The organism is Corynebacterium sp. HMSC035E02, assembly GCF_001836065.1.
GTDB classification, from domain to species: domain Bacteria; phylum Actinomycetota; class Actinomycetes; order Mycobacteriales; family Mycobacteriaceae; genus Corynebacterium; species Corynebacterium hiratae.
In genome coordinates this window covers 130735-156834 of the sequence record NZ_KV827330.1, presented here as the reverse complement: position 1 = coordinate 156834, position 26100 = coordinate 130735, and the positions used below count along the sequence as shown (strand labels likewise).

General features: G+C 60.8%; 25 protein-coding genes and 1 tRNA gene. 9 read left to right on the top strand and 17 right to left on the bottom strand.

The annotated features are described in order from the left end of the window. Positions 1 to 14 precede the first annotated feature (14 nt). Complete coding sequence (locus tag HMPREF2635_RS04190) at positions 15 to 1391, top strand: DUF4185 domain-containing protein (RefSeq protein ID WP_070516964.1); 1377 nt, start codon at positions 15 to 17, stop codon at positions 1389 to 1391. Positions 1392 to 1405: 14 nt separating this feature from the next. Here the strand turns inward: HMPREF2635_RS04190 and coaE are convergent, their stop codons facing one another. Beyond that, the gene (gene coaE, locus HMPREF2635_RS04185; RefSeq protein WP_049154593.1) at positions 1406 to 2020 is read right to left on the bottom strand and encodes a dephospho-CoA kinase; all 615 of its coding nucleotides are present in this window, start codon (positions 2018 to 2020) and stop codon (positions 1406 to 1408) included. 73 nt (positions 2021 to 2093) lie between these two features. Beyond that, entirely contained in the window at positions 2094 to 3554 is a 1461-nt protein-coding gene (gene rpsA / locus HMPREF2635_RS04180) for a 30S ribosomal protein S1 (RefSeq protein WP_010190105.1), read from the bottom strand. Between the two features lie 241 nt (positions 3555 to 3795). Between rpsA and HMPREF2635_RS04175 the strand changes: the two genes are divergently transcribed. Both HMPREF2635_RS04175 and HMPREF2635_RS04170 read left to right on the top strand, forming a co-directional pair. Further along, the gene (locus HMPREF2635_RS04175; protein ID WP_070516962.1) at positions 3796 to 4536 is read left to right on the top strand and encodes a class I SAM-dependent DNA methyltransferase; all 741 of its coding nucleotides are present in this window, start codon (positions 3796 to 3798) and stop codon (positions 4534 to 4536) included. 59 nt (positions 4537 to 4595) lie between these two features. Then, on the top strand, positions 4596 to 5066 hold the full coding sequence (locus HMPREF2635_RS04170; RefSeq protein WP_070516960.1) for an RDD family protein: 471 nt from the start codon (positions 4596 to 4598) through the stop codon (positions 5064 to 5066). A gap of 16 nt (positions 5067 to 5082) precedes the next feature. Here HMPREF2635_RS04170 and polA read toward each other — a convergent pair whose 3' ends face one another. Then, complete coding sequence (polA, locus tag HMPREF2635_RS04165; protein ID WP_070545655.1) at positions 5083 to 7734, bottom strand: DNA polymerase I; 2652 nt, start codon at positions 7732 to 7734, stop codon at positions 5083 to 5085. 91 nt (positions 7735 to 7825) lie between these two features. Here polA and HMPREF2635_RS04160 point away from each other — a divergent pair. The 6 genes from HMPREF2635_RS04160 to HMPREF2635_RS04135 all read left to right on the top strand — a co-directional run bounded on the left by HMPREF2635_RS04160 (position 7826) and on the right by HMPREF2635_RS04135 (position 11792). Beyond that, positions 7826 to 7899, top strand: a tRNA-Leu gene (locus tag HMPREF2635_RS04160). A gap of 67 nt (positions 7900 to 7966) precedes the next feature. Further along, entirely contained in the window at positions 7967 to 8242 is a 276-nt protein-coding gene (locus HMPREF2635_RS04155) for a hypothetical protein (protein WP_046648545.1), read from the top strand. Positions 8243 to 8378: 136 nt separating this feature from the next. Beyond that, complete coding sequence (locus HMPREF2635_RS04150) at positions 8379 to 9194, top strand: DUF368 domain-containing protein (protein ID WP_070545652.1); 816 nt, start codon at positions 8379 to 8381, stop codon at positions 9192 to 9194. 3 nt (positions 9195 to 9197) lie between these two features. Continuing rightward, a complete protein-coding gene (locus HMPREF2635_RS04145; RefSeq protein ID WP_049154587.1) occupies positions 9198 to 10082 on the top strand; it encodes an ABC transporter substrate-binding protein in 885 nt (294 codons plus the stop codon). Next, positions 10075 to 11028 carry an amino acid ABC transporter permease gene (locus tag HMPREF2635_RS04140; RefSeq protein ID WP_070513263.1) on the top strand — a complete coding sequence of 318 codons (954 nt, stop codon included), beginning with the start codon at positions 10075 to 10077 and terminating at the stop codon, positions 11026 to 11028. Before HMPREF2635_RS04145 ends, HMPREF2635_RS04140 begins: the two co-directional genes overlap by 8 nt. Further along, positions 11028 to 11792 (top strand): amino acid ABC transporter ATP-binding protein, encoded by a 765-nt coding sequence (locus HMPREF2635_RS04135; protein WP_070821312.1) that lies wholly within the window; start codon positions 11028 to 11030, stop codon positions 11790 to 11792. Before HMPREF2635_RS04140 ends, HMPREF2635_RS04135 begins: the two co-directional genes overlap by 1 nt. A gap of 212 nt (positions 11793 to 12004) precedes the next feature. On the opposite strand, the gene nusB is transcribed toward HMPREF2635_RS04135, so the two are convergent. From nusB to HMPREF2635_RS04065, 14 genes are all read right to left on the bottom strand, one after another. Beyond that, complete coding sequence (gene nusB / locus HMPREF2635_RS04130) at positions 12005 to 12535, bottom strand: transcription antitermination factor NusB (protein WP_070545649.1); 531 nt, start codon at positions 12533 to 12535, stop codon at positions 12005 to 12007. A 1-nt stretch (position 12536) separates the two neighbouring features. Continuing rightward, positions 12537 to 13100 (bottom strand): elongation factor P, encoded by a 564-nt coding sequence (gene efp, locus HMPREF2635_RS04125; protein WP_046648551.1) that lies wholly within the window; start codon positions 13098 to 13100, stop codon positions 12537 to 12539. 94 nt (positions 13101 to 13194) lie between these two features. Continuing rightward, positions 13195 to 14286 (bottom strand): M24 family metallopeptidase, encoded by a 1092-nt coding sequence (locus HMPREF2635_RS04120; protein ID WP_049154584.1) that lies wholly within the window; start codon positions 14284 to 14286, stop codon positions 13195 to 13197. A gap of 43 nt (positions 14287 to 14329) precedes the next feature. After that, a complete protein-coding gene (gene aroQ, locus HMPREF2635_RS04115; RefSeq protein ID WP_046648552.1) occupies positions 14330 to 14755 on the bottom strand; it encodes a type II 3-dehydroquinate dehydratase in 426 nt (141 codons plus the stop codon). Positions 14756 to 14793: 38 nt separating this feature from the next. Beyond that, on the bottom strand, positions 14794 to 15864 hold the full coding sequence (gene aroB, locus HMPREF2635_RS04110) for a 3-dehydroquinate synthase (protein ID WP_070513257.1): 1071 nt from the start codon (positions 15862 to 15864) through the stop codon (positions 14794 to 14796). A 77-nt stretch (positions 15865 to 15941) separates the two neighbouring features. Then, the gene (locus HMPREF2635_RS04105) at positions 15942 to 16451 is read right to left on the bottom strand and encodes a shikimate kinase (RefSeq protein ID WP_070821311.1); all 510 of its coding nucleotides are present in this window, start codon (positions 16449 to 16451) and stop codon (positions 15942 to 15944) included. Further along, the gene (aroC, locus tag HMPREF2635_RS04100) at positions 16448 to 17659 is read right to left on the bottom strand and encodes a chorismate synthase (RefSeq protein ID WP_070513255.1); all 1212 of its coding nucleotides are present in this window, start codon (positions 17657 to 17659) and stop codon (positions 16448 to 16450) included. Before aroC ends, HMPREF2635_RS04105 begins: the two co-directional genes overlap by 4 nt. Positions 17660 to 17710: 51 nt before the next feature. Then, the gene (locus tag HMPREF2635_RS04095; protein ID WP_070545646.1) at positions 17711 to 18103 is read right to left on the bottom strand and encodes a prepilin peptidase; all 393 of its coding nucleotides are present in this window, start codon (positions 18101 to 18103) and stop codon (positions 17711 to 17713) included. 45 nt (positions 18104 to 18148) lie between these two features. Continuing rightward, complete coding sequence (locus HMPREF2635_RS04090; RefSeq protein ID WP_070545642.1) at positions 18149 to 18955, bottom strand: shikimate dehydrogenase; 807 nt, start codon at positions 18953 to 18955, stop codon at positions 18149 to 18151. 4 nt (positions 18956 to 18959) lie between these two features. Beyond that, complete coding sequence (gene mltG / locus HMPREF2635_RS04085; protein ID WP_070513327.1) at positions 18960 to 20135, bottom strand: endolytic transglycosylase MltG; 1176 nt, start codon at positions 20133 to 20135, stop codon at positions 18960 to 18962. A gap of 22 nt (positions 20136 to 20157) precedes the next feature. Further along, entirely contained in the window at positions 20158 to 20706 is a 549-nt protein-coding gene (gene ruvX, locus HMPREF2635_RS04080; RefSeq protein ID WP_070516938.1) for a Holliday junction resolvase RuvX, read from the bottom strand. 58 nt (positions 20707 to 20764) lie between these two features. Beyond that, the gene (gene alaS, locus HMPREF2635_RS04075) at positions 20765 to 23452 is read right to left on the bottom strand and encodes an alanine--tRNA ligase (RefSeq protein WP_070821310.1); all 2688 of its coding nucleotides are present in this window, start codon (positions 23450 to 23452) and stop codon (positions 20765 to 20767) included. A 67-nt stretch (positions 23453 to 23519) separates the two neighbouring features. After that, positions 23520 to 24875 (bottom strand): replication-associated recombination protein A, encoded by a 1356-nt coding sequence (locus tag HMPREF2635_RS04070; RefSeq protein WP_046648563.1) that lies wholly within the window; start codon positions 24873 to 24875, stop codon positions 23520 to 23522. Continuing rightward, positions 24875 to 26092, bottom strand: coding sequence for a phosphotransferase family protein (locus HMPREF2635_RS04065; RefSeq protein ID WP_070516934.1), 1218 nt, complete (start codon positions 26090 to 26092; stop codon positions 24875 to 24877). The genes HMPREF2635_RS04070 and HMPREF2635_RS04065 overlap by 1 nt, the downstream gene beginning before the upstream one ends. Between the last annotated feature and the right edge of the window lie 8 nt (positions 26093 to 26100).

The window sequence follows — 26100 nt, the reverse complement described above, 5'->3', positions numbered from 1 at the left end:
TAGAATCGGCTGGCATGAAGTTCCGTTCCCTTGCCAGCACCCTGACGATTGCCGGGCTGCTCCCTCTCGCCGTACTAACCCAGACACCATCGGCCCTCGCCGCGCCGTGTACGCCCTACTCGAAGTCTGGTAGCTTTACCTCCACTCCGAAGGCTTCCGGTCCAGCCGGTGGATCCTCTCTCGGTGGGCTCGATGCGCTCTTCGGCAGCTCCTCCCGTTCGGGAAAGCGGGGAGAGTCTGCGAATGGGCAGCGCAGCAACTATAACCAGCGCCAAATTACTGGCGGGCCCACCCAGATCATGCAGCTGATCACCGGTTCCGGTTCGCCCAACCGCACGGATCAAAAGTTTGGCATCTCCGGGACCGATCTGGGCATCGCCTACTCTGATGACACAGGTCATTCCTACTACGTCTTCGGTGACTCCATGGACTGCGTCGGCGAGGGCGATGGTTGGCGCTCCAACCTCTTGCTGCGCACGACGGACCACGACTATGGCGACGGCCTGCGTCTCGAGGAGGCACTGACTACTGGCGGCTGGTCCACCAATGGCCGGGCAAAGGAATTCATTCCTTCGCAGAAGGTTGGGGACGCCGATACCAACGGTGAGCGCACCACGATTCCCACGGCGGGGATCGTCGTTGACGGCGTGCATTACGTGGACTACATGTCCGTGCGCTCCTGGCACGACCCGAACACTGGCTGGTCCACCAACTATGCGGCGACGGTGAAGTCCACTGATGGCGGAGTCACCTGGCGCGCGGTTCCGGAGGCCACACGCACCAACGCCAGCCACGGTGCGAACGCGCCAATCCCTGGTGGCGCCAACTATCGCGCCGGTTTTGAGAAACTGCAGCAATCGGCCTTTGTCGAGCACGGGGATTATGTCTACCGCTTCACCACGGGCAACGGCCGCCGCGGCCCCGCTTACCTGTCGCGCGCGCTGAAATCGGAATTCCCCAACGAACGTGCCTTCAGCTACTACTCTGATGGCTCCTGGGTAAAGGACCCCGCACAAGCTAGCGAAGTGCTTGACGGTAAGGTCTCAGAGCTCTCCGTCGCCTACAACCAGTACTTGGGCAAGTTCGTCACCATGTACGGGGTGGAAGGTGAAGGCATCGTCATGCGCACTGCGGATAGTCCGGAGGGACCGTGGTCGCCACGCCGCATGCTAGTCAGCGCCGAGACGACAAAGGTCGTCAGCGGCCAACCTCTGAACGACACCTACGCGCCCTTCGTGCTGCCGAACCAGGATGATCAGCACCTGTATTACACGCTAACGTCGTGGCGCGACTACAACACCATGCTCATGCGCACGGACCTCGATTTTGTGGGTGAAGACATGGAAAACAATGACCACATCGCCGTCTCAGACGTCGTAGCAACGCGATAGTTAGAAAGAGATTCTTAGCTATCGGGTGAGCCTAGGAGTGCACGCAGCTTCTCGACGACCCCCGCGACCTGCCCATCGAGCGCTTCGCGGGGGCCGTTGTTATCAATGACGAAGTCGGCGGCGGCACGGCGCACATCGTCGGGGAGCTGCGCGGCTATGCGGCGGCGTGCATCGGTTTCCTCCAGGCCGCGGTACTCGACTAGTCGGCGTACTCGCTCCTCTGCGTCGACGTCGACGACGATGGTGGCGTCCATGTCTCCGTGGAGCCCTTTATCGACGAGGAGCGGCATGTCATAAACCACGAACTCGGCACCGCCTTGGCGCGCTGCCTCGAAGCGTGCCTGGGTTTCTTCCTGGATACGCGGGTGGGTAATGGAGTTGAGAACAGCGGTTTTCTCGGCGCTGGCAAAAGCGCGGGAGGCCAAGAGACCGCGATCAAGGCTCCCATCGGGGAGCAGAATGTCCTGCCCAAAGGCCTCCGCCAGCTCAGTGAGTGCCGGCTGGCCTGGCTCAACGATGTCACGGGCGATGCGGTCTGCATCGACCAGTACCCAGCCTTCCTGCACGAGGAGCTGCGCTACGGTGGATTTTCCGCTGCCGATTCCGCCGGTAAGTCCAATCAGTTTCATACCGGCTTAGGATACGCGAAAGGCCGCCTCTCCCCCAGCGGGAAAAGACGGCCTTTCCTAAGAAGCAATGTCCTTAGTTGCCAGCGAGCTTGTCGCGAAGAGCAGCGAGCTGCTCGTCGGATGCGAGGGAGCCGCCAACCTCTGCCTGAGAATCGGATGCCGGAGCTGCATCCTGAGACTCGGAAGAGTAGTTGGAGTTGGCAGCGGACTCGGCGGCCTCAGCGGCTGCAGCACGGTTGCGCTCGATCTGAGCGGTGTGCAGGTTGAAGCGACGCTCGGACTCGGCGTAGCGAGCCTCCCAAGCCTGGCGCTGCTCGTCGTAGCCCTCGAGCCACTCGTTGGTCTCCGGGTCGAAGCCCTCCGGGAACACGTAGTTGCCCTGCTCGTCGTAGGAGTCAGCCATGCCGTACTTGGACGGATCGAACTCGTCGGTGTAGTCCTCGTCTGCCTGCTTAACGGACAGGGAGATGCGGCGACGCTCGAGGTCGATGTCGATGACCTTGACCATGACTTCCTGGCCAACGTTGACAACCTGGTCCGGAACCTCCACGTGGCGCTGAGCCAGCTCGGAGATGTGGACGAGGCCCTCGATGCCCTCCTCGACGCGAACGAAGGCGCCGAACGGAACGAGCTTGGTGACCTTGCCCGGGACGATCTGGCCCACAGCGTGAGTGCGGGCGAAGACGCGCCACGGATCCTCCTGGGTTGCCTTCAGGGACAGGGACACGCGCTCGCGGTCCAGGTCGACGTCGAGGACCTCGACGGTGACCTCGTCGCCCACGGTGACAACCTCGGACGGGTGGTCGATGTGCTTCCAGGACAGCTCGGAAACGTGAACCAGGCCGTCGACACCGCCGAGATCGACGAAGGCGCCGAAGTTGACGATGGAGGAGACAACGCCCTTGCGGACCTGGCCCTTCTGCAGCTGGTGCAGGAACTCGGAGCGGACCTCGGACTGGGTCTGCTCGAGGTATGCGCGGCGGGACAGGACAACGTTGTTGCGCTGCTTGTCCAGCTCGATGATCTTGGCCTCGAGCTCCTGGCCGATGTACGGCTCCAGGTCGCGAACGCGGCGCATCTCAACGAGGGAAGCCGGGAGGAAGCCACGGAGGCCGATGTCCAGGATGAGACCACCCTTGACAACCTCGATGACGGTACCGGTAACCGGCTCCTCCTTGGCGTGCAGCTCTTCGACGGCGCCCCAAGCGCGCTCGTACTGTGCGCGCTTCTTGGACAGGATCAGACGGCCTTCCTTGTCCTCCTTGGTGAGAACAAGAGCGTCGATCTCGTCGCCGACCTCGACAACCTCATCCGGGTTGACGTCGTGCTTGATGGAGAGCTCGCGGGACGGGATGACGCCTTCGGTCTTGTAACCGATGTCGAGCAGGACCTCGTCGTGGTCAACCTTGACCACGGTGCCCTCGACGATGTCACCATCGTTGAAGTACTTGATGGTGGCGTCGACAGCTGCGAGGAAGTCCTCTGCGGTTCCGATGTCGTTGATCGCAACCTGAGGGGTGTTAGAAGTTGGCATGTAGTTATGCTCCGAATAAACGTAGGAGATCGTAATTGGACAGTTACGCGTCTCTTGAAAAGCGTCATTAAGCAGCGTAAATACGCAAGGCTTAAGATGGATTCCAATCCCGACTCGCAGCCGTGCCAAGCTCTCCTACAGTAGCCCAGCGCGTCCCGAGTCATAGACACGCCCGTACAACCCTACATCCTCGCAGCTAAAACGGCAAATACGACATGGAAAAAGAATTGGGAAAGGAAGAATGTCTTCAGCATCGTTTTCTGCATCCGCAGCCAATCGTAATTTCTGGGATGATGACGCCGACTCCTACCACGCAGATCATCCCGAGTATCTATCCTCTTTCTACTGGTGTCCGGAAATGCTGCATGAGGCTGAAGCGCAGCTGCTTGGCGACGTCTCCTCCGCTACCGTCCTCGAGCTCGGCTGCGGCTCCGCGCCGTGCACGCAGTGGTTGCAAGGACGCGCGCGCTTTGCGACGGGCTTCGATCTCTCGCCTGGAATGCTCTCCCATGCCGAGACTGGCCTACCGCTCGTTCAAGCAGATGCCCTGGCGCTTCCCTATCGCGATAAAGTCTTTGACATCGCTTTTTCTGCCTTCGGGGCCCTTCCCTTCGTAGCCGACCTTGACCAGGCACTGTACGAAGTTCACCGCGTTCTGCGCCCTCGTGGCCGCTTCGTCTTTTCTGTGCCACACCCCATGCGTTGGGTCTTCCCCGATGATCCACAGGACCTCACTGCACAGCTGTCCTATTTCGAGCGCGCCTACCTCGAGCAGGATGCCAACGGCGAGCTCACCTATGCTGAGTTTCACCGCACGATGGGCGATTGGGTGCGAGCGCTCCAGGTGCGTGGTTCATTTGAAATTTACAACCTCATCGAGCCCGAGTGGCCAGAGGGCCTCGACATCACTTGGGGCCAGTGGTCTCCTGAAAGGGGAGCCATTTTCCCCGGTACCGCCATCTTCGTCTGCGAAGCGCGCTAGGCCGGCACCGCCCACCCTGTTGCGGAGTTTGCCGGCCGCAGCGAACTAAGCTGGCAGTCATGCTTCAAGAACGCCTCGGGATCTTTCTGCGCCGCACGGTGGCGTGGTGGATCGACGCCTTCCTTGCCGCCGCCGTGATCGTGGTGCTCAAGTGGCTCATCAACCTCAGCACCGATGCCGCACTCACAGGCAGGGCGGGCGCCATATATGACATCGTCGCCCTCGCCCTCGTCTTCTACGTCTACCGTGTGTGGGCGGAGGCGACAAAGCAGACCTCCCTGGGTAAGTGGTCGCTAAAGCTGGAGGTCATTGCTGAGCATCCCGGCATCGCCAGCGCTGCAATTCGCAACAGCTGGCTACTCCTCACCCTTGTTGCACTGACAGGACTCCCCTATGTTGAGGCAACCATTTTGGCCATCCTCGGATTGAGCGTCCTACTGCTGGGACAAACTCCCTTCGATCTCCTCGCCGGGTGCTTGGTGGAGCGCCGCACGCCCACCGAGGACGAGCGCGCGGTGGGCTTGACTTAAATCCCTAAAGCGCTCCCTAGTGCGCTGCGGCATCCCAGTTCTTGCCCACGCCCACGGAGACTTCGAGGGGCACGGTCAACTCGATAGCCTTGTCCATCTCGTGTTCGAGGATGCGCTGGACTTCCTCGGTTTCACCTGTCGCCACCTCCACGACGAGTTCGTCGTGAACTTGGAGGAGCACGCGCGAAGCCATGCCTTCCAAAGCCTTGTCCACGCGGATCATGGCGACCTTGATGATGTCTGCCGCTGTGCCCTGGATGGGCGCATTGAGGGCCGCACGCTCGGCGTTTTCGCGCGCCACACGGTTATCGGAGTTGAGCTCCGGTAGATAGCGGCGGCGCCCGAAGACCGTGGAGGTGTAGCCATCCTTGCGGGCCTGCACGACAACCTCATCGAGATAGCGCTTCACGCCACCGAAGCGTTCGAAATAGCTCTCCATGATCTCCTTGGCTTCACGTGCCGGGATACCTAGCTGCTGCGACAGACCATAAGCGGAAAGACCATACACAAGGCCATAGGACATGGCTTTGACGCGGCGGCGCAGCTCCGGCGTGACCTCATCCACCGGAACGTCAAAGACCTTGGAGCCGACGTAGTTGTGCAGATCCTCGCCCTCACGGTAGGCCTCGATAAGGCCCGGATCAGCAGACAGGTGCGCCATAACGCGCATCTCGATCTGCGAGTAGTCCGCCGTAATCAGGGTTTCATAGCCTTCCCCCACCACAAAGGCCGAGCGAATCTGGCGCCCCGCCTCCGTGCGCACCGGAATGTTTTGCAGGTTCGGCTCCGTGGAGGACAACCGGCCCGTTGAGGTCACAGTCTGGTTGAACGTGGTGTGGATGCGGCCATCCGGCTGGATGGTCTTGATGAGCCCCTCCAGCGTCGTTTTCATCTTCTGATACTCGCGGTGCGCCAGCAGGTGGTCCAAGAAGGGGTGCGGGTGGGTAGCAGCGAGCTGCTCGATTTCCTTGGCCGCGGTGGAATAGCCGGTCTTGGTCTTCTTCGTCTTTGGCATATCGAAGGTCTCAAAAAGCACTGCCTGCAGCTGCTTCGGGGAGTTCAGATTGAGGGAATCGTCACCAGCGAGCTCGCGGGCAGCGCGCTCTTGCTCGTTAACCTGCTCGATGAAGGCATCGCGCTGCGTCTCCAGGACGTCTCGGTCCACCGCGATGCCGGCGGCTTCCATACGCGCCAGGATGCTCACCAGAGGCAGCTCGAGGTCGGTATACAGCTCGAAGGAATCAATCTCCTGGAGTTGACTCGTCAATTCTGCCGCCAGCTCCATGATGGCGCCGGCCTGTTCCACAAGCTGATTGTCATCCAAGAGGGAGAGCTGCTCCGTGGCAGCCCCGAGGGACTTCTGCAGATGGCGCTGGTACACATCCGTCAAGGCGTAGGTGCGCTGGCCCGGCCGCAAGAGATAGGCGGCGAGAGCGGTGTCGTGGGCAATTCCTTGCAGCTCGATTCCCCGGCCGGACAACATATGCCATGCCGCCTTTGCCTCGTGGAGGTACTTCGGCGCATCCGATTCCAACCAGGCAGCCAGTGCGGCGTCATCGGCCGCGTCCAGGTCCGCCAATTCAATCTGGAGTCCCTCGAAGGAGGAATCGACGAGTGCTAGTGCGGCGGCATCACCCGCGCCCGGTGTTCCGTCGCCTTGCACGAAGACCGCTACGTGTTCTTTGTCTTCGAGCCACTCAGCCAGCGGAGTGTCTACCACGGTCACCGATACGTCTGGTGCCTCCTCAGCCGCCGCGGCTTCAGCTGCTGCGTCATGCGGTACGGCGTTGAGAACCCGCTCGCGCAGATTCGTGCCGAATTCCAATTCATCAAAGCGAGCTGCCACCTCGCTAGCCACGGCACCCTTAAAGCCGAGGTCCGCCGGGCCGACCTCGAGGTCCATATCCGTCACCATTTGCGTGAGCTGTCGGTTGAGCTTGACCTGTTCGATGCGATCGCGGAAGTTTTGCCCCGCCACGCCCTTTATCTCCTCGGCGTGCTCGATGAGGCCATCCAAAGAGCCGTACTGCGTGATCCACTTCGTGGCGGTCTTCTCCCCCACCTTCGGGACAGACGGCAGGTTATCGGAGGGGTCCCCGCGCAGGGCTGCGAAATCTGGGTATTGCTCGGGGCTGAGGCCATACTTCTCTTCTACTGCCTCCGGGGTAAAGCGGTGCAGCTTGGAGACTCCGCGCATGGGATAGAGGACGGTCGTGGAGTCGTCGACAAGCTGCAAATAGTCGCGGTCACCAGTGACCAGGAAGGTCTCATAATCCGCGCCGGCCTGAGTGGACAACGTAGCCACGATGTCGTCAGCTTCGAAGTTATCGCGCGACAGCGTAGTGATTCCAAGCGTCTCCAAAACCTCACGGATGAGCTCGACCTGGCCGCGGAACTCTTCGGGGGCGGCTTCACGCTGCGCCTTATACTCCGGGAACATCTCCGTGCGGAAGGTCTTTCGCCCCACATCGAAGGCCACCGCGACAAAGTCCGGCTTTTCCTCAGTCAGAATGTTCGCCAACATGGAAAGAAAGCCATACACCGCATTAGTGTGCTGACCGCCCGAGGTGGAGAAGTTCTCTGCGGGCAGTGCATAAAATGCGCGAAAGGCCATGGAGTGGCCATCAATGAGCAGGAGTCGAGGCTGAGAAGTAGTCACCCGGCCCATCCTAACGTGTTGCGCTCAATGACACCGTCGAGGGCCACAGGCAGGCAATTAGGTTCGAATTGGTCCGCTGCGCTAGTATCGTTGCTTGTGCGCCCCTGTAGCCCAATTGGCAGAGGCAACGGATTCAAAACCCGTGTAGTGTGAGTTCGAGTCTCACCAGGGGCACAATTCCACCCCACAACAGAGCTTGTTGTGGGGTGTTAGCGTTTTCAACGGAAAGGAACCCGTCGCCATGCGTCGCACTATCATCGCTGTGAGCACCGCCATTGCCCTCACCGTAGGCGGCACCGCCGCTGCTACTGCTGCCGAATCTAGCGCGGACAAGCAGATATCCACCAAGGTTGAAGGATCTTCTTACTATCAAGAACTGCGCAAGTCCACGGCTTCCTCCAACGATCCTCAGCTGAATAATTTCTACGCAGTGCTTCTCGACGGCCTCGTCGGCCTCACTGTCTTCGCCATCCTGGGATCGATCTACGGCGAAGTATCCAAGCGCCTGCCGATGTAAAAGGCGTATATCCTTCTACCGATTGAATAGTTTGCATAAGCCTGCGTTGAGGTGAGAGAATAAAAAGTCATCTGCTCACCCGCTCTTCCCGGCACGGCAATCCCACCGGGTAGACAGTCAAGGTTACTTTCGGTTTATGCATTATCTTTTCAACGCCATTCGCGGCGCCCTTATTGGCATGGCCGAGTTAGTCCCCGGAATCTCCGGCGGCACCGTTGCGCTCATCGTCGGCATCTATGAGCGCGCTTTGCATAACGCCAATGATCTCATCTCCGGCCGTTTCAAGAAGGTCGAATGGGGCTTCCTCGTCTCCGTTGCCGTCGGCATGTTCGTCGCCGTTTTCGGCTTCTCCACGATCCTCCATAACTTTGTGGAGGGCCAGGTTTCGCTATCCAGCGCGCTCTTCCTCGGCATGGTCGCCGTGTCTATCATCGTGCCGCTGAGCATGATGTCGCGCGTTTCACCCGCGTCCATCGCCGCGCTTGTTATCGCCGCCGTCGCAATCTTCTTCGTCACCGGCTTCACCTCCACCCCAGTGGAAGACCCCAACCTGCTCGTGGTTTTCCTAGCGGCCATGGTGGCTGTGTGCGCGCTCGTTCTTCCCGGTGTGTCAGGCTCCCTCATTTTGCTGACCATGGGCCTCTACGCGCCGATTATCGGTGCGGTCTCAGACCGCAACATGGTCGTCGTGGGTGTCTTCGCACTCGGCGCGGTGTGTGGCCTCGCAGCTTTCGTCAAGGTATTGAACTACCTGCTGGATAATCACCGCGATGTCACCCTTGCAGCCATGGCTGGTTTCATGCTCGGCTCCCTGCGTGCGTTGTGGCCGTGGGGCGCTGACCAAGACGCCTCCACACCACTGATCCTGCTTATGTTCGCGATTGGTGGCATTATCGTGGCCATTTTCATCGTTGTGGACCGGCGCAAAGCCGCTAGCTACCAAGAGAGTTAAAGCATGAGAAAGAAAACGGCCATCATCGTGGGCGCTGCCGGGTTGCTAGCATCCGCAACCCTCTCCGGCTGTGTTACCAACGTGGAGCCGGCGCTGCCGGAAGGCTGGTCTGCGCCCAACGTGGACGAAGTTCCCGAGATTGCCGCGATGTACGAGGATGCCGATGGCGTCCTTACAGTAGGCACGAACCCGCCTTTTGCGCCTTTCGAATTCAAGGATTCCGACGGCTCGATCATCGGCCTAGAGATGGACTTGGCCAATGCCGTCGCCCAAGTATTGGGGCTTGAATTTCAGCCGGTGGAGCAAGACTTCTCTATGATTCTGCCGGCGGTCCAAGCCGGACAAATCGATCTGGGCGGTTCCGGATTCACCGATACCGATGAGCGGCGCGAGAACTTCGATTTCGTCGATATTCTTTATGCCGGCATTCAGTGGGCGAAACTCACCGATGGCCCCAATGACGTGGACCCATCCAACCCCTGTGGCCTCACCGTCGCGGTGCAGCGCACCACGGTATCGGAGACCGACGATCTGCGCCCCAAGCAGGAAGCCTGCGACGGCGACCTGACCATTCTTCCCTATGACACGAGCGATAATGCCGCCCTAGCGGTCCTGATGGGGCGCGCTGATGCTCTCTCAGCGGACTCCCCCGTTTCTGCCTGGGCTGTTAACCGCTCAGATGGACGTATGTCCATGGTCGGCGAAATGTTCGACGCGGCACCCTACGGCTTCGCCGTGCCCAAGGATTCTGACCTCGGACCCGCCGTGGCCGCGGCACTCCAACACCTCATCGACACCGGAGCCTATGCAGAGATACTCAATAAGTGGGGCGTCGACGAGGGCCTCGTCGAGCACGCAATGATTAATGAAAGGCCGATCAATGACTAACTCCTCTCTCCCGGCAGCGTCGGAGTCGTCGGCTTCGACTACCCCAGAAAAGATCGAAGCCCGCCCACTGCGCCACCCCTGGCGCTGGGTCTTCGCTACCCTCCTCGCGCTGCTTGCAGTGTGGTTCATCATCTCCTCGGCGCGCAATGAGGCCTTCGGGTGGGGCACGTATTTCCAGTATCTTTTCGATACCCGGATCGCCACCGCTGCGCTGCATACCATTGCCATTACGATTCTGGCGATGATCATCGGCGTCGTGGGCGGCGCTGCCCTCGCGGTGATGCGCATGTCCCCCAACCCTGTGCTGGGAGGCGTGTCGTGGGTCTTCCTGTGGCTCTTCCGTGGCACGCCAATCTACGTACAGCTCGTCTTCTGGGGTCTGCTTTCGGCCCTCTACCAATCCATCAACCTAGGATTCGCGGAGATTTCCCTCACCGAGGTGCTCACTAACGCATTCCTTCTTTCCGTCTTGGGCTTGGGCCTAAACGAGGCCGCATACATGGCGGAGATTGTCCGCTCCGGTATCTCATCTGTTCCGGAGGGCCAGAAGGAAGCCAGCAAGGCCCTGGGAATGGGTTGGTGGATGACCATGCGCCGCACGGTGCTCCCGCAGGCTATGCGCATCATCATCCCGCCGACCGGCAATGAGTTCATTTCTCTGCTCAAGACTTCCTCCCTTGTGGTTGCTATTCCCTACACGGCCGAAATTTTTGGCCGCGCCACGGATATCTCGGCTGCGCTCTTCGAGCCCATTCCGCTTCTGATGGTGGCCGCGACGTGGTACCTGGCTATCACCTCTCTGCTCATGGTGGGCCAGTACTTCTTGGAGCGCCGCTTTGAGCGCGGCGCCACCCGCGAGCTCACCGGCCGCCAGCTGGCCGCACTAGCGGATGCCGAAGGAACTATCCCCCGCAACGTCTCTGTCATCCCGGAGGTAAAGAACTAATGACCACCCCCATGATCTCCGCGCAGAATGTGCACAAATCCTTCGGCCAGCTCGAGGTTCTTAAAGGAATCGACCTCCCCGTCATGCCCGGTGAGGTCCCCTGCCTCTTGGGTCCCTCCGGTTCCGGCAAGTCCACCTTCCTGCGCTGCTGTAATCACCTGGAGAAGGTCACGGCAGGCCGCCTCTACATCGACGGCGAGCTCATCGGTTTCCGCGAGCGCAACGGCGTGCTCTATGAAATCTCCGAGAAGGAAGCCGCAGCCCAGCGCCAGGATATCGGCATGGTCTTCCAACAGTTCAACCTGTTTAGCCACCGCACCGTGCTGGAAAACATCATCGAGGCACCGGTCCAGGTAAAGAAGCAGAGCCCAGAGCAAGCCAAAAAGAAGGCCATGGAGCTGCTGGACAAGGTCGGCCTCGCGCACAAGGCGGATGCCTATCCGGTGCAACTGTCAGGTGGTCAGCAGCAGCGTGTCGCCATTGCCCGCGCGGTTGCCATGGACCCGAAGCTGATGCTTTTCGACGAGCCCACCTCCGCCCTCGACCCCGAGCTCGTCGGTGAGGTTCTCCGCGTCATGAAGGAGCTTGCCGCCGACGGCATGACCATGCTTGTCGTGACCCATGAGATGGGCTTTGCCCGGGAGGTCGCCGACACCATTGTCTTCATGGATGGCGGCAGCGTCGTCGAAACCGGTACGCCTGAGCAACTCTTGGACAACCCGCAGCACCAGCGCACGAAGGATTTCCTCTCTTCGCTGCTCTAGCGCGCTGCACCACCACGCACGCAGCACTACCGCAACTGCCCTCGTTGCCAAAGTTTCTCGCCCCGGCTCAAGATCTGGCCAGATCTTTGGCAACAATGGCAGTTTTCTATTTGAACCCGTCCAAGACAAAACTCCGGCCAGTCCGCAAAGGAAATCTGGCCGGAGTTTTTCTGAAGAGAGCTAGCGAAACAGCTAACGCTAGCGGTGGGGTTCTATTCGGTGTCCCCTTCCGTTTCCGTAGTCTCAGCGGGCTCCTCAGAGTCCTCGGCGGGGGCCGAGGCCATCGGGCTATCCGCAGACTGGGCTTGGATGACGTCATCCAGCACCGCGTGGATGTAGGGCGCGGCCTTGTCATTGGAGTACTCCGAGGCAAGCTCGACGCCCTCAACGAGCGCAGTGGCGTTGGGAACATCCGAATTGAAGAGGATCTCCCAGACTGACACGCGCATGATCGCGCGGTCAACAGCAGGGATGCGCTCTAGGGACCACTCGCTGGAAAGGTAACGGGCGATGGCGTCATCGATAGCGTCCAACTCTTCAGCTGCGCCGCTGACGATCTCGCGGGTGTACTCAGCGATCGGCGCCACACCATTTTCCGGATCGCGGGCAAGCTCGACGCGGTCCTCCACGATTGCTACCGGATCAACATCGCGCGACTCTGCCTCGAAGAGGATATCTGCGGCTCGGCGGCGCGCACGGTAGCGCGCCGTGTGACGCTTATAGTTAGGCTCTGGCTGGGTCATCTTAGTTGTTAACGCGAGACAGGTACTCGCCAGTACGCGTATCGATCTTGAGGGTGTTACCGGTCTCAATGAACAACGGAACCTGGATCTCAGCACCGGTCTCGAGCGTCGCCGGCTTAGTGCCGCCGCTGGAGCGGTCACCCTGCAGACCCGGCTCAGTGTGCTCCACCTTCAGGTCAACGGAGATCGGCAGCTCACCGAACAGAGCCTCACCGTCGTGGAAGGAGACCTGGACGCGCATGTTTTCCAGAAGGAACTTGCCGGCGTCGCCGAACTTGTCAAATGGCAGCTCGTACTGCTCGTAGGTCTTATCATCCATGACCACGTAGTTCTGGCCATCGTTGTACAGGTAGGTCATGTCGCGGCGGTCGACGTTAGCGGTCTCCACCTTCACGCCAGCGTTGAAAGTCTTGTCCGTTACCTTGCCAGAGACCACGTCCTTGAGCTTGGTACGCACGAAAGCTGGGCCCTTGCCCGGCTTCACATGCTGAAACTCAACAATCTGCTGCAGCTTGTTGTCGATCTTCAGAACGAGACCGTTCTTGAAATCAGTGGTATCTGCCATGAAATGACTCTCCCAAGTTACTTGTAGTCGAAACTATGAAAACAGTGTCTAAGCATACCGTACGCACGGCACCAGCGGAGCGAAGGGGTGCTGGCTACAGCACCTGAAGTTCCTTCGGGTAGGGCGTAATGATCTTCGCTGCACCGGAGGTAATGAAAAGACTGTCCTCGATACGAACGCCGCCCTTGCCCGGGATGTAAATGCCTGGCTCGATGGTCAATGTCATGCCTTCAGCCAACTCGCCCTTTCCGGTTTTCGCTGCGGAGGGGCCTTCGTGCACGTCAAGACCGATGCCGTGACCGGTGGAGTGGACGAAGTACTCGCCATAGCCGGCGTCGGCAATAATGTCGCGGCAGGCCGCGTCAACGTCGACAAGCTTCGCGCCCGGCACCGCAGCCTTGACGCCTGCTTCCTGGGCCCGCAGCACGACGTCATAGATCTCGCGGGCAAAGTCGGTGACCTCACCGATAGCGAAGGTGCGTGTGCAGTCGGAGTTAAAGCCGCGCAGGTGGGCTCCGAAGTCGATCGTGACCAGGTCACCCTTGCGCAGCTCGCGGTCATCCGCGCCGTGGTGGGGTTTAGCGGAGTTCTCGCCGGAGGCCACGATGGTGTCAAAGCTCACGCGCTCCGAACCGAGCATGCGCATGCGGTATTCCAAGTCAGCAGCGACCTGTCGCTCTGTGCGGCCAGCAGCTACCTCACCCGCCTCGATAAGATCGGTGAGCGCCTGGTTTGCCAAAGCGGCAATTTCCTCCAGTTTCTGAAGCTCAATGTTGTCCTTGACCAAGCGAATCTTCTCAATCACCCCGGTGACTGGAACCAGCGTCACGCCTTCGGGCGTCGCCTTCTCCAGACGCTCGAGTTGCGCAACAGTGACATAGTCCGCCTCGTAGCCAACCCGCAGATCATCGGATACCTTCTCCAGCAGGTGCGGGCCCACATCGCGGCCAAGGCTGGCTTCGATATCCGGGACTTCCTGTGCAATCTGGGTTGTGTAGCGGCCATCAGTTGCCATGAGCGCGGAGAGATCCTTGCGGAGCAACAAACCGCCATTCGAGCCGGAAAAACCCGTCAGGTAGCGCACGTGCGTCAAGTGGGTAACAATAATGGCGTCAATACGCTGGCCGGACAGCTCGGTCATAAGCTTACGGCGACGGTTGCTATAACGAGTATCGGCTAATGCCATGAGAGAACCACTCCATTCATTTTCAAGCGATACTCCATGATAGCTAATTTGCCAGTAGGTACCCCAGTGCCGCGACGTAGCCGTACGAGCCCAGCCCTGCGATAACACCGCGCGCGAGTGGACTGAGGTAAGAGTGTTGGCGGAAAGCCTCGCGTGCATGCACGTTGGAGAGATGAACCTCGACGAAACCGGCGCCATCGGCTACCTCCGCCAAGGCATCCCGTAGCGCCACCGAGGTGTGGGTAAAGCCGCCTGGGTTGATGATGACGGGCCAGCCTTCGTCGGCGGCTCGATGCACCTGCTCGATGAGTTCGCCCTCATGGTTGGACTGGAAGAAGACGATCTCTTCCTCCCCCGCCGCGGCGCGCACGCGGCTTTCGATATCCGCTAGGCTTTCGCTTCCGTAAATCTCTGGCTGGCGTTTGCCCAAACGGTTCAGGTTGGGACCGTTGAGAACGAGGATGGTCATGGCGAACTCCTTGAAGCTTTAGGGGGTCAGCTGAAACTCTACGAGGCCAGTTGCGCGTAAGCTGCGCGCAACTCCTCCTCTGTGGCGTCTTCGAGGCGGGTTGTTTCCCCAATACCAGTGAGCGCGACGAAGCGGATGCGACCCTCGCGGTTCTTCTTGTCGTGCCGCATGCCGTCGAGCAACTCCTCGAAGTGCCCCTGCTCATAGGTGGTGGGCAGCCCAATCCGGGTGAGGATGTCTCGGTGGGTGGCGACGAGGGTGGCGTCGATAAGCCCCCGAGCGTGGGACAGGTGCGCAATAAACATCATGCCCACCGCCACAGCACGGCCGTGGCGCCACGAGTAATTCTCGCGGCGTTCCACAGCGTGGCCGAAGGTATGGCCGTAATTGAGGGTTTCGCGCAGACCGGACTCCTTCAAGTCCTGGCCCACCACGTGCGCCTTGACGGCAATGGACCGCTCGATGAGTTCAGGAAGCAGGCCTTCCGGTTTGAGGCAAGCGGCGGGGTCCGCTAGATAGTGCTCGATGATGCGTGGATCGTGGATGAAACCAGTCTTGATGATTTCTGCGGAGCCAGCGATGATCTCGTCTTCGGGCAGCGTGCGCAGGTGATCCAGGTCGACGAAGACTGAATCCGGCTCGTGGAACGCCCCAACGAGGTTCTTTCCTGCGGCTGTGTTGATACCTGTCTTCCCGCCCACGGCAGCATCAACCATCGCCAGCAGCGTCGTCGGAGCCTGAATAACCGGGATGCCGCGCATCCACGTTGCCGCAGCAAAACCCGCCAAATCTGTGACGGCACCGCCGCCGAGGCCGATGACTGCATCGCGGCGGCTAAACCCAGCGTCACCAAACACATCCCACAGACGTGCCAATACATCAAGCTGCTTGGCAGCCTCGGCATCGGGAACCTCGACCGGGGTGGCCTCGAGGCCCTGTGTGCTGGCTTGCTCAGCGAGTTTGCTGGCAGCTTGGGCCAGCGGCGGCTGGTGGATAATCGCCACCTTTGCCGCACCAATGCCCGCGGCGCGCTCAATCATCGCAGCACTGAGGCCACTACCAATCGTGACCTCGTAGGGGGATGGTCCGTTAACCGGAATGGTGTGCATGGGAGCGGCTCCTTCAGCAGCGCTAGTAGTCGTCTTCATTAGTCGTCGCGGGGGTGGAGTGACAATAAGCCAGTGTCTTAGAGAGTCTCAAGGAAGCTCAAAATATCGCCCACCACCTGCTGCGGGGAGCGCACGCCTGTGCGTACCTTTAAATCCGCAACCTTGGTGTAGAGCGGCCGTCGCTCCTCCAAGAGTTGGGAATAACGCGCGAGAGGATCCGCCGACTCGAGAATCGGGCGGTTGGTACCCCCCATCGTGCGGGTGACGCCTTCTTCGGGTGTGATGCCGAGGTAGACGACGGTCAGGCTATCGAGCAAGTCACGGGTCGATTCTGTCAGCACGGCACCGCCACCCAGGCTCACCACCCCGGTGGTAGCCAGCGCCTCGCGCACGACCTCGGCTTCCACTTCGCGGAATTCCGGCTCACCCAGCTCGGAGAAAATCTCGCCGCACTTCTTTCCATAGCGCGCCTCAATGAGGCTGTCGGTATCAACAACGTCGCAATTCAGTGCCCGCGACAGGCGGCGACCAATCGTGGTTTTGCCGGCACCTGGAGGTCCTACAAGGACGACGTGTGGGGAGTTCATGCGTCACCCCACTCCAGTCGGCCTGCCACGTAGTCCTGGTAGGCAGCGATGTTGCGCTTGGTTTCGGCGAGGCTATCGCCGCCGAATTTCTCCAGCACCGCACGCGCGAGAACGAGCGCCACCATCGCCTCTGCCACGACACCGGCAGCCGGTACCGCGCAGACGTCGGAACGTTGGTGAATAGCGGTAGCCGCCCCACCTGTGGCCATGTCGACCGTCTTGAGCGCACGCGGGACCGTGGAAATCGGCTTCATCGCCGCGCGGACGCGCAGCGTCTGGCCGTTGGTCATGCCGCCTTCCAGACCACCAGCGCGGTTAGTCTCACGATCCACGCCATTGTCTGTGCGGACCATTTCATCGTGCGCTTCGCTCCCGCGGCGGCGGGCCTCAGCGAAGCCATCGCCGACCTCGACGCCCTTGATCGCCTGAATCCCCATCAAGGCGGCGGCGAGCTGTGCGTCGAGGCGGTCTTCACCCGAGGTGTGCGAGCCCAAGCCAATCGGCAGGCCTTCCACGATCACCTCGACAATGCCGCCCAGAGTGTCTCCCTGCTTTTTCGCGGTTTCGATTTCTGCGATCATGGACTCTTCCGCCGCCTTATCGCAGGCGCGTACCGGTGAAGCGTCGATAGCCTCAAGGTCCGCGAAGCTAGGATGCGGGCCCTCATAAGGTTCTGAGGCACCGATGGAGATGACGTGGGACAGCACCTCGACTCCCAGGGTTTCGCGGAGGAAGTTGCGCGCGACCGTGGCCGCGGCGACGCGAGCAGCGGTCTCGCGTGCGGAGGAACGCTCCAGAATCGGACGAGCCTCCGCGTGATCAAACTTCACCATGCCGGCGAAATCGGCATGCCCCGGGCGGGGACGAGTGAGCGGGGCGCCGCGGCCAGATGCCATCGCCTTAGCGGTCTCCGGGTCATCGAGATCGAGCGCGTCCGGGGACATGATGGTGGTCCACTTCGGCCACTCCGTGTTGCCGATCATGATGGCAATTGGGCTGCCCAGAGTCAGTCCGTGGCGAATGCCACTGAGCAAGGTGAGCTCATCGGCCTCGAACTTCATGCGGGCACCGCGGCCATAGCCGAGGCGGCGGCGAGAGAGCTGGAGAGCGATGTCGTCTTGGGAAACGGGAACCCCGGCGGGCATGTGCTCGATGAGTGCAACGAGTGCCTGGCCGTGAGATTCACCTGCGGTAGTCCAACGAAGCATGCGGACTATTATCACACGCTAGGGGATCTTTCGGGGGCACTGGGCCGTCTATCACACCGTGTCGGGGCTAAAGAACACGACAAGGGCTGCAGCAATGAGCATGCCGGGCCCGTGCGCGGGTTTCCGATCCTGCGTTATGAACCCCCAGAGCAGCGTGCTCAGCGACGCCCCTACCATCGCTAACGCTACCCCTGGTACTCCCGCCGCGTGGGCGGTCACCATGCCCAGTGGCAACGCCAGCTTGAGATCACCCCCGCCCACGCTTCCGGCACGGCTCAGCAAGGCAACCAGAATATAAAGCCCCGGCCATAGCAGCCCGGCTGGGTCGAACCACCACAGCGACAGCACGGCGGCCGGCAGTGTCAGATAGTTGGGCAGGCGTTTGAAACGCAGGTCATAAACGATTAAGGCGCACCCCCACGCCAGAAAAAGCACATCCCCCATGACTGCGCAGCCTACCGTGCGGGGTGCTGCCGCGCATGCTGTTGATTAAGGCAGCTTGAGCGCAGCGTTGAGAGCAGCCAGCATCTCTGCCCGCGGGGCGGTGTGCCCGGTAAATTGTTCAAACTGCGAATAAGCCTGGTTGGCCAGCATGATGTGCCCGCCGACGGTCGGATAGCCATCAGCAGCCGCATACACAGTTAAAGGCGTAGGCCATGGATCGTAGATAACGTCGAACACCGGAGCCTTGGCCAACTGGGTCAGATGCTCTTCCACGGCGGCGGAGGGAACAGTGGAGACGATGAGGTCCACCGAGCGCGCTAACCCCGCGAGATCATCACCAAAAGATGCTGAGTGGAGGGAGAGGCCAAGGGCGTCCCCTAGCGGCCGTAGTTCAGCACGACGATCTGAGCGATTGAGCACGGTGACATCGTTAACACCACGCTGGGCTAGCCCCCACAGGACCGGCCGCGCGGTTCCACCAGCGCCGATGAGCAGCGCCGAAGACGGCTGGGAAGAGCCCAGCAGCTCATCGAGTGCGCCCAGCACGCCTTCCGTATCCGTGTTGTCCGCGCGCCACCCCTCCGCGGTGCGCACCAAGGTATTCGCAGAGCCGATGAGCTTGGCGCGCTCGCTCACGATGTCTGCGCAAGCCAAGGCGTCGAACTTCAATGGCATGGTCACCGAGAAACCTCGGTACTCTTCCCCTACCTCGGCGAGGAAGGCAGCCAAGTCGGTCACCTCGAACCTGGTGTAATCCCAGTCCTTCAGATTCAGCGCATCATAGCCGGCCTTATGGAGGACCGGGGATAACGAATGCTCGATGGGGCTGCCTAAAACTGCGGCGCGCGGCATCCTATTACTGCTCCTCTGCTGGTGGCTCGCCGGCGCCTTCGCGCTGGCTGTCCAGGATGCCAGAGCGCACCGCATCATCGACGTTGGCGAGGTGCTCATCATAGTTGTCGGTAAAGACCGTCGTGCCCTTGTCATCAACCGTGACGAAGAAGAGCCAATTGCCCTCTGCCGGGTTCTCCATAGCCTGGATGGCCTCCTCCGACGGCGAGGCGATCGGGGAATCCGGAAGACCATCCTTCGCATAGGTATTCCACGGGGTCTCGCGGTTACGGTCCTCATCGGTGGTGGCCAGCTCGACGTCCTCGAGCCCGTAGTTCACAGTGGAGTCCAACTCCAAGCGCATCGGCTCGTCGAGGCGGTTGAGGATGACGCGCGCAACCTTGTCGAATTCACCGGCCGGCGACTCACGCTCCACCAGGGATGCTGCGGTCAGAAGCTCATAGGGTTTCAGGCCAATGGCCTGGGCGCGGTCGACAATGTTGGTGTCGTTGTACTTCTTCGTCGAACGAGTGATGAGATCGGTCAGGATCTCCTGGGCATCCATGTTCGGGTCAAGCACGTACTGTCCCGGGGCGATAAGCCCCTCAATACGCTTGGGATCCTCGCCGCGGGCACGGACTTCCTCCACGGCCCAGTCCGGCGCACCCAGTTCGGCTGGGTCTACCGTGGCCGCGATCTTCTCTAGTTCCTCGGCGGATACGCAACCACCCTCCTTACAGGAGACCTGCGAGATCAGGGAGTAAATACCAAACCGGACATCGCCCCCCAGTACGTTGACGTCCAGCAACGTCGCTCCGCCGTGCACGTCGAGCAAGTCCACCATGTTGGCGTCATCAAGCAGTGCCTCCACGGCGGATTTGGCACTCATCTCCTCTTGGAGACGGTAAAACCCGGGCTTGATTTGGCTCGCGCGCGGATTGGAATTGGCCGCCGAAGAGAAAGCCTCAGGCGTCTTCACCACATTCTTTTCTGCTAGCTCAGGTGCCAGTTCTCCCATGGATGAGCCTTCCGGGACCTGAACGAGCTGTGTTACACCATTGCCTTGTCCCTCATAGTCCAAGGTATTGCCCCCTCCCAACAGGCGGAAACCGATGTAGCCGAGGCCGCCGATGATGAGGACAAGGCTGGCAATAAGCACGGCCATGCCGCGCTGGCGGCGCTTGACGTACTGGGGTTCCATCGAGCGTCCGATGCGTGAAGGTTTACGGCTCACGTACTTCGTCTCCTAGGTTTGAAGGGCTGTGGCCGTTCAACGCGAAATGGCGCGCATCCAGCCAGGATTGCAAAATTTCCACCGCGGCCGCTTGGTCGATAACCGAACGGCCGCGTCTCTCTGACACGCCAGAGGCTCGCAGTGCAGATGATGCCACCACTGTGGTGAGACGCTCATCCACCATGCGCACAGGCGGAGGTGTGTTTATCGTGTCATCTTTTGCCAAGCGGCGGCGGATACGAAACGCGATTTCTTTGGCATGTTTAACACTTGATGAGCCGTTGCCCTTGAGATCACGCGGCAAACCGACCGCCACCTCGACGACGTCATACTCGTGAATAAGCTCAAGCAGTCGGTCGATGTCACCCTTGTCGCGGTCCTTAAACCCGGTTTCGCGGCGGACGGTCTCGACCGGCATAGCCAGGCGGGCATCCCGATCGGAAACCGCCACGCCGATGCGGACAGTTCCGACGTCGAGACCCAACCGGCGCCCTGGTCCGGGATCGTCTACTCCTGGCTTATCGGGCTCTACGGCCATGGTGTTCCTCCTGGTCCTGAGAGTCAGCTACTTCTGCACACCTACTCGTGCGCATCCATTAGTGGGTTTCGAGCTCATCACGGACGGCGTCGAAGGCAGCTTGCAGGCCTTCGGCGTTTGCGCCGGAGCCTTGAGCCATATCCGGCTTGCCGCCGCCCTTGCCATCAACGTAGCCGGACACCAGCTTAACCAAGTCACCAGCCTTGACACCGCGCTCAATTGCTGCCCTGGTGGCACCCACGATGAATGGCAGCTTGCCGCCCTCATTCTCCGATGCCAAGACGACCACACCAGCGACATCACCGAGGCGGTTCTTAATGTCGGAAGCCAGCGTGCGCAGGTCACCGCCGTTCACACCCTTAGGGAGCTTGACGGCCACGATGGTGAAATCGTTGACGGTCTTCGCCGTAGAGATCATGTCCGCAGTCTGGGACATGAGCTGGGCCTTGTGCAGCTCTGCAATCTGCTTCTCTGCGGCCTTGAGCTTCTCCGTCAGCTGCGCGATGCGCTCCGGCAGGTCCTCGGTCTGGACCTTCAGCTCGCGAGACACACCTTCCACCAGGGCTGCTTCCTTGGAGTAGTAACGGAAGGCATCCAAGCCCGAATAGGCCTCGATGCGGCGCGCACCGGAACCCACGGAGGATTCACCAAGGACAGACACTGGACCGATCTCTGCGGTGTTCTTCACGTGCGTACCGCCGCACAGCTCGATGGAGAAGGGCCCTCCCATCTCCACGACGCGGACCTCGGAACCATAGTTCTCACCGAACAGGGCCATCGCGCCCATCTCCTTGGCCTTGTCCAAGGAAGTCTCGATGGTATTGACCGGGAAGTGCTGGTCTACCGCCTGGTTAGTCACCAAAGCGATCTCATCGAGCTGCTCCTGGGTGAGCTGGTCGGTGTAGTTAAAGTCAAAGCGCAAGTAACCCGGTCGGTTCAAGGAGCCAGCCTGGACAGCGGTCGGCCCCAGCACCTGGCGCAGCGCGGCGTGGATGAGGTGCGTGGCGGAGTGCGCCTGCACGGCACCGTGGCGCCACTGCTGGTCTACCTCGGCTGTTACGCCAGTGCCCAGTTCAAGGCCACCAGCGGTCACCGTAGCTTTGTGGACCCACAGCCTCTTGCCGATCTTCTGCACGTCATTGACCTCAAGGAGGGTTTCACCGGCAATGATCCGGCCTCGGTCGGCGGTCTGGCCACCGGCTTCGGCGTAGAGCGGCGACTGGTCCAGAATTACCTCGACGGTGTCGCCTGCTTGGACTTCAGAGACCTTCTCGCCATCGCGGACGAGGCCGAGTACCTTGGCTTCGGACTCCAAGGTCTCGTAGCCCGTGAACAGAGTCGGATGGTTATCCACCCACTCGCGGTAGAGCGACAAGTCGGCGTGACCATGCTTCTTAGCCTGGTTATCAGCTTTGGCACGGCGGCGCTGCTCGCCCATGGCGGCATCAAAGCCCTCCATGTCCACGCTAAGGCCAGCTTCTTGGGCCATCTCCAATGTCAAGTCGATGGGGAATCCATAGGTATCGTGCAGTTCAAACGCCTTCTCACCGGACAGCACCTTCGGGGTGGCCGCGCGGGAGGTGCTCTTTAGCTCGTCGACAGCTTCGTCGAAAAGCTTGGTGCCCGACTCCAGGGTCTTGAGGAAGGCCTTCTCCTCCGCCACGGCGACGCGCAGGATGCGCTCACGGTTCTCCGCAATCTCCGGGTAGGACGGAGTCATGGTGTCCATGATGGTGTTCATGAAGCGCTCCATGGTCTCACCCTTCGCACCCAGCAGCTTGGCGGAGCGGATGATGCGGCGCAGCAGTCGGCGCAGGATGTAGCCACGGCCCTCGTTGCCGGGAGTAACGCCATCCAGGATGAGCATCATGCCGGTGCGCGAGTGGTCCGCCACCACGCGGAAGCGGATCAAATCTTCCTTCGGTGCATCGGGCGTGTATTTCGCCCCGGTGAGCTCCTCAGCAACGTCAATGACCGGGCGCAGCAGGTCCGTCTCGTACACATTGTCCACGCCTTGCAGGATGCAGGCAACGCGCTCGATGCCCATGCCGGTATCGATGTTCTTCTTGGGCAGCTCGCCCACGATCTCAAAGTTGCCCTTGCCGATGCCTTCGCCGCGCTCGTTCTGCATGAAGACCAGGTTCCAGATCTCCATGTAACGGTTATCGTCCGCGACTGGACCACCGTCCTGGCCATACTCCGGGCCGCGGTCATAGTAAATCTCAGAGCACGGACCACACGGGCCAGGAATACCCATGGACCAGTAATTATCCTCCATGCCGAGGCGCTGAATGCGTTCGCGGGGAACACCGATCTTGTTGTGCCAGATATCGGCTGCTTCATCGTCATCGAGGTAGACCGTGACCCACAAACGCTCGGGGTCTAGCCCCAAGCCGCCATCCTCTACCGAGCTCGTCAGCAGGTTCCAGGCGTGGGTAATGGCCCCCTCCTTGAAGTACTGGCCAAAGGAGAAGTTGCCTGCCATCTGGAAGAAGGTGTTGTGGCGGGTGGTAATGCCCACTTCCTCGATATCCAAGGTGCGCACGCACTTCTGGATAGAGGTCGCCGTACCGTTAGCAAAAGGCGGGTTCTGCTGGCCCAAGAAGTAGGGCTTGAAGGGAACCATGCCGGCGTTGACGAAGAGCAGGTTCGGGTCATCCAGGATCAGCGATGCGCTGGGCACGGCCTGGTGGCCGGCCTTGACGAAGTGCTGGGTAAAGCGTTCCCGGATCTCATGAGTCTTCACGAGCAAAAGTCCTTCACTGTTGAATGGTTTCTAGTCAGCGCTCAACTTTACCCGTCCGGTGCTCTGCTTAGCGACGCCGCCCCCGGATGATGTCCCGCAACCTCCCCAGGTACTCGCGCACCCGTTTTTCCGCACCGTGGTCGGTGGGCTGATAATACTCGGCATCGGTCAGCGTCTCCGGCAGATACTGCTGGGCTAGCACACCGCGTGGATCATCATGCGGGTACCGGTAGCCGACGGCGTTACCCAAGCGCTTAGCGCCCTCGTAGTGCCCGTCGCGCAGGTGCGGCGGGACGTGCCCGCTCTTACCTGCCTGAACATCGGCTTGGGCAGCGTTGATGGCATTAATAACGGAATTCGACTTCGGCGCCGTGGCCAGGTGGATCGTGGCCTGGGCCAGCGGGATGCGCGCCTCGGGCAGGCCAATCAGGGCCGCAGCCTCCGCCGCGGCCACGGCGGTGGGCAAAGCGGTGGGATCCGCCATCCCAACGTCCTCGGAGGCGTGCACGATGAGCCGGCGCGCGATGAAGCGCGGGTCTTCGCCGGCCTCAATCATGCGGGCAAGGTAGTGCAATGCGGCGTCCACGTCGGAGCCGCGGATGGACTTGATGAACGCGGAGACTACGTCATAGTGCTGATCGCCGTCACGGTCATAGCGCACCACGGCGCGGTTGACGTTGTCTTTAAGGATGTCAACGGTCAGCTCGCCGCCATCCGGTACCGCCTCGGCCGCAGCCTCGAGGTAGGTCAGCGTTCGCCGCGCATCTCCCCCGGCGAGCAACACCAGTTGGTCCAGAGCGTCTTCCGTTGCGGTGATTCGCCCGGCCAAGCCACGCTCACTCGTCAGCGCTCGCTCGGCGAGAGTGCGCAGGGAGGCGTCGTCAAGCGGCTCCAAATGAAGCAGCAGCGAACGCGAGAGCAGCGGCGCCACCACGGAGAAGGAGGGGTTCTCGGTGGTAGCTGCCACGAGCAGCACCGTCCGGTTTTCCACCGCAGCCAGCAATGCGTCCTGCTGGGTTTTGGAAAAGCGGTGCACCTCATCGATAAAGAGCACTGTGCGGCGGCCCTCAATCAGCTCGCGGCGAGCATGCGTGATGACTTCCCGTACCTGCTTGACGCCGGAGTCGAGGGCGGACAGGCCGATGAAGTTATCCCCCAGAGAGGACGCGATCAGCGAAGCCAGGGTCGTTTTTCCGGTGCCTGGCGGGCCGTACAGGATGACGGAGGCCTCGCCGGAACCCTCGACGAGGCGGCGCAGCGGAGTCCCGGGTTCCAGAAGGTGCTTTTGGCCCACTACTTCGTCGAGGCTTTGCGGCCGCATGCGCGCGGCCAGCGGTGACCCCGAATGAGTCGCAAAAATATCGGGGCCACCCGGCAGGCTTGGCGCTGATTGGTCGTCGCCGAAGAGTGACTCCTGCCCCATCAGGACTCCCGGAGACGGGAGGCCACAGCGCGACCGAAAGCGGCAACAGTCGAGCACCCATCGTGCTTGCACTGCGCGGCAAAACGTGAGAGCGCTTCGAAAGTTTCATAAAGGTCGCGCCGAATCAAGAGCTCATCCTCGCTGAACGGGCCGTGATCGGAGCGGCGCAGCAGCGAGCGACGCGGGTCACGATAAATCTCGGCGTTACCCTCCGCCAGTGCTACTACCCCTTCAATCCCACCGGCATACATGGTGGTCACGCTCGACAAAGCCCAACCAATGAGACAAGCGACTATCAGCTCATGCAGTGTTTTCTCATCCGCCAGCTGCGGCCACACGTCGACGACCCGGCGCTGCCAGGCTTGGATGAAGACGTCCGCCTCAGAATCCGTAATCGGGCGGCTGAAGAGGAACTGTGGGAAGCCGGCGACAACGCAGGCTACATCAAAGCCCACGTTGCGAAAACCGGCCCACTCATAATCCAGGAAGGTCAGTGTTGTCCCCACGATGATGTTGTCTGGGGACAGATCGAAGGGCGTAAAAGCGCGGTTGCGGCCAGAACTAAAGCTCTGCATAGCGGTGCGGGCTAGTTCGCGGACGTGCTCTGGTGGCTCCAGTCCTGCTTCGCTGAGGATGTCCGCACCGATCAGGATGGAGCTTTTCAGAGACTCATCCCGCAGGGCTTGGTGCTCGGCGTATTCGGGATGCCGGCGCAACTGCCGGTTCAGCAGAGCCTCGTAATCCTCTTCGCGCCCAGCCGTGCCCGCGTGCATTTTGCCCAGCGCGCCGCCCAGGGACCTGAGCAGCTCTCCGCGTTCTTCGTCATTGCTGCGGGCAAGAGTGTCCGCCAGGGTGTCGCCATCGCCGGCGTCAGACAGCACCAAGATGCGCTTCTCGACGTCGTGTGCGAGCAGTACTGGGCCTGGGCGAACCTCTTCGGACAACGCTGTGGTGAACTGATAGGCCACCACCTCACGCAGAAGGGCGGCGTCATCAATGGTGTGCCCGGTGACTGGGTTGTACTTGATGACCACCGAACGATGCGGGAAAAAGGCACTCGGTGACGTGCGGGCACGAAGCACCACGGCGTTGCCCGAACCAGTGAGTTGCTCGACGTCACTAAGCTCAGGCTCCCCGCCAAAGCGGCGCGAGAGCATCTGTGAGGCTTCCGCCACCACGGCATCCGCCACAGATTTTTTCTTGGACTCGTGTCCCATCGGATTCA